This window comes from Bradyrhizobium sp. th-b2, assembly GCF_000426785.1.
Taxonomy (GTDB): Bacteria; Pseudomonadota; Alphaproteobacteria; order Rhizobiales; family Xanthobacteraceae; genus Bradyrhizobium; species Bradyrhizobium septentrionale.
Genome location: NZ_AUGA01000193.1, coordinates 1 through 3,081, shown reverse-complemented (window position 1 = coordinate 3,081; position 3,081 = coordinate 1). Strand labels below are relative to the sequence as shown.

Sequence of the window (3,081 nt, the reverse complement as noted above, 5' to 3'; positions counted from 1 at the left end):
CGTCCAACGCTAAACTGCGATTTGCGCTCCCCTGATGGCTTGAGCAATTCCGCCAGGGTAGGGACCGAGCCGTTATGAAGATAAGGTGCGGCGGCCCAAATACCCTGCAGAACACGAGCCTCGTAGGCGCCCCACGGAGGGAGCCGACTCCGAGATGCTCTTTCTGCTCCCTGCCGCTTGGCCTTTTTGATTGCTTCGGAGGTGCTGGCAGTATCGAAAGCCGTTAGCAAATCCTGCAGCGTTGGTGGTAGTCGCACCAGCCCCAGAGAATCCGGTGTGTCCGACGATCCCGGGTCTGGCGCCGCTGCCACCCGTGCGTTAGTGGAAGGCGCGGCGCCGGCCAACAGGTGTTCTGCGATCGAACCAATGACCGAGCTCGCAAGAATGTTAAGGACCTCATCGTTCTCCTTGAGTGGGACGGTCGCGAAGGGATGTACGCTCCCTTCAGCACGCCCGTCTTCGCTTTCCAGGCGAGGACGTCGTATTCTCGTGTATCGGTACCAACGTTCTGGACCGTAGTCCTCCATGTTTTGATGAATGGAATGCGTTGCTCTCCGTCTTCAATCCCGTGGCATTCGCGACATCCCCCTTCAGCGGAATCCCTTTCAAAAATAGCCTTGCCTCGTGGGGCTAAAGCAGCGTCAATCTTCCAGGGCCATTTCGGAGGGCCGATTCGCTTCACCAAGTTTTCAAGCTCGCTCAGGCCGTCGAAATTGGCGGAGTTATTGTCGAGGAAATTGATGATCGCGCCCTGACGCTTCGGCTCGAACGTAGCGAATACCCCCAGAACCTCGCCAACTGTCGACGAAGATCCGCAACATCGGCCGCATCCGGCGTTGCGGACCGCAGAACAGCTGCAGCAAACGGAGCGAACGAGCTGTCGCTGGCGATCACGTCGCCGACTGCCTTGTCCAGATCGCCAAGCAGTGCGTAGAAGTCTACAAACCCCGGACCGCCATCCACCCGATACACCTTGCCGTCAACTTCGATCTGGCGCGAGTGACATGCCGAGCAGGTCATTCCGACGACCTGGAAGTCTTGAGGGCCAGAAGCGTGAAAGCCGACGGGAAGGTTGGCCGTGTTTGCAGGATTCCGTAGATACCCGTACCGTGACAAGCCATCCGCGAGGAACGGCTGTCCGTTCGTTTGCTTCAGGGCCTGCATCCAAGATAACGAAATCGAACGCGAACCCTGATCGCGCGAATAGAAATCCGCTCTCGCTGCCGCGGTCCAATCCATACCTTGGTCAACTTAGATAGGGTTGGCGTCGGTACCCTGAGCGCTCGATCTTGTCGTGACGAAACGTTAAGGCAATTAGAATGAGAGTACGGAGCATCGTGTGGCCTACCGCTTCCATTGTCAAAATCGCCCGAAGAGACGTTCGCCGAAACTCCACGCCGTTTCCGGCAAACTTGGGCTCGCCTTTCGGCTTGCAGGTCGCCTGATCTTTGGTCATTAGAGGGCGCTGTCCAACTAAGTTCAACCTACCAAGTCTTGGGAGGAGGCACCGGTTAGCGGTATATCGGTAGCCTTACTAATCGCAGAACCTGCCGTAGCGAATCAGACCGACGCCGATTTGTCTCCAGAGACTGACGATCGCTTTGGAGGCCTGGCTAGGTATTGGCGTGCGCTGCCGGGCAACATGCGTCTCACCGCATCGGGGTATCAAAGTCTCGGACCGTGAAATCGTTGGCCAAGCTCTCGTCTGAAAAGCACAAAGAGTCTTTGGGCAGACCTCTTGTTGCTGATTCCGCAACGAGCGCGGTACGGTACGATCGATCATCGCACCGGATCTTTGTGTGTAGGGCGTCGACAATTCATCAGCATCAGCCTCATCGCCCAGGGGCCAGTCCTCTTGCGCCGCCATTCCCCAGATCGTACGTGCGGGGACATAGGGACATAGGGACATAGGGGCGGGCGGCGCAAGCGCATCTGCACCTTCGATCGCAACGAATTTTCGTCGCAGGTCGTGTTACGTCGCCCAAGGCCCCGCATCCCCTGACCGATCGGGTTGGATCAACGTAACCGGCATGAGGCCCCCACCTCGCCATCGTGAGGCTCGGCTGCGATACAGCCTGGCATGAGCTGATCGGTGGAGGTGCAACGATGGCAAATACCATGCTTCATGCCAGGCAGGAAGGTGATTCCTATCGTCGGGTCGAGGTGATCACCGGACAGCGGCGGCGATGCACGGGCGAAGAGAAGGCCCGGATCGTAGCGGAGAGCTTCGAGGAGGGGGCGAACATCTCCGAGGTGGCGCGGTGCAATGGCGTTGCCCGCGGGCTGCTCACGGTGTGGCGACACCAAGCTCTCCGGGGTAATCGAGATCGAGATGAAATCCAGCTTCGTGCACCGCGTCCTGAATGCGATCACGTCGTGTACCTGGAGCCGGCTGTTCAGGTCGCCTTCGTCAAGTTCATTGAGCGTATCGTGGAGGGCCGCAAATGACCGAGCGGCTGGCACGTTGATTGCGGAGGCGCAGCGGCTCACTGCGCTGAAGCGCGAGAAAATCGAGTTGGTCGTCGCCGCGACGGCCCGCAGCAGTGAAGCCATCGACCTCGATGCTATCGACCACATGCACGACAACCCAGTGACGGACGACGACTGCGAAGTGATCGCGTTTGATCGCCATCGTCTTGCGCAACGTCTTCCGCTGCGGATGCCGAACCTGGGAGCCGTGATCCTGCCCTTCGTCCCGGATCAGCGTGGGGTCACCTCGATCCAGTACTCGATCCTCTGCGCCGGGATCGCGCTCGCCATCGTCTCCTCGCTCGGCGGCACGCTGGGCGCGGCGTTTCAAAGCATCTCGGCATACCTCGGGGGGGGGGAGATGGAGAGCAAAGAGATCATTCGACAGACGGCGACCGAGTTCATTGAGGCGGTTCGTGCCGGCCTCGTTCAATACATCGAAGAGCACATAGGAGCGTCAATTGATGGCCGGTTCTTGGTGAATACGAGGCGACGATATCCGGTGCTCCCGTCCGTGTCGTTTCGGCTTGAGGAGGACAGGGGCATGTCCGTCCCGCCAGAACGCCAAGCGCTACTAGCTGAGGTCTGGACCATTCTCTCAGCCGCCCGCGA

3 protein-coding genes and 1 pseudogene are annotated in these 3,081 nt (G+C 59.2%); 2 read left to right on the top strand and 2 right to left on the bottom strand.

The annotated features are described in order from the left end of the window. Both K359_RS66655 and K359_RS58135 read right to left on the bottom strand, forming a co-directional pair. Window positions 1-527, bottom strand: a pseudogene (locus K359_RS66655) (hypothetical protein); the annotation flags it as partial. Between the two features lie 172 nt (window positions 528-699). Further along, window positions 700-1,239 carry a hypothetical protein gene (locus K359_RS58135; RefSeq protein ID WP_156929127.1) on the bottom strand — a complete coding sequence of 180 codons (540 nt, stop codon included), beginning with the start codon at window positions 1,237-1,239 and terminating at the stop codon, window positions 700-702. Between the two features lie 867 nt (window positions 1,240-2,106). Between K359_RS58135 and K359_RS66030 the strand changes: the two genes are divergently transcribed. Further along, complete coding sequence (locus K359_RS66030; protein WP_371261266.1) at window positions 2,107-2,448, top strand: transposase; 342 nt, start codon at window positions 2,107-2,109, stop codon at window positions 2,446-2,448. 16 nt (window positions 2,449-2,464) lie between these two features. Beyond that, window positions 2,465-3,081, top strand: a 617-nt coding sequence (locus K359_RS63895; protein ID WP_035978515.1) for a Flp family type IVb pilin, incomplete at its 3' end; no start/stop codon positions are given.

What these genes read in the sequence shown, in the direction of transcription:
- K359_RS66030 (WP_371261266.1), top strand. Translation starts at nt 2,107, where the DNA reads ATGGCAAATACCATGCTTCATGCCAGGCAGGAAGGTGATTCCTATCGT.
- K359_RS58135 (WP_156929127.1), bottom strand. Translation starts at nt 1,239, where the DNA reads ATGGATTGGACCGCGGCAGCGAGAGCGGATTTCTATTCGCGCGATCAG.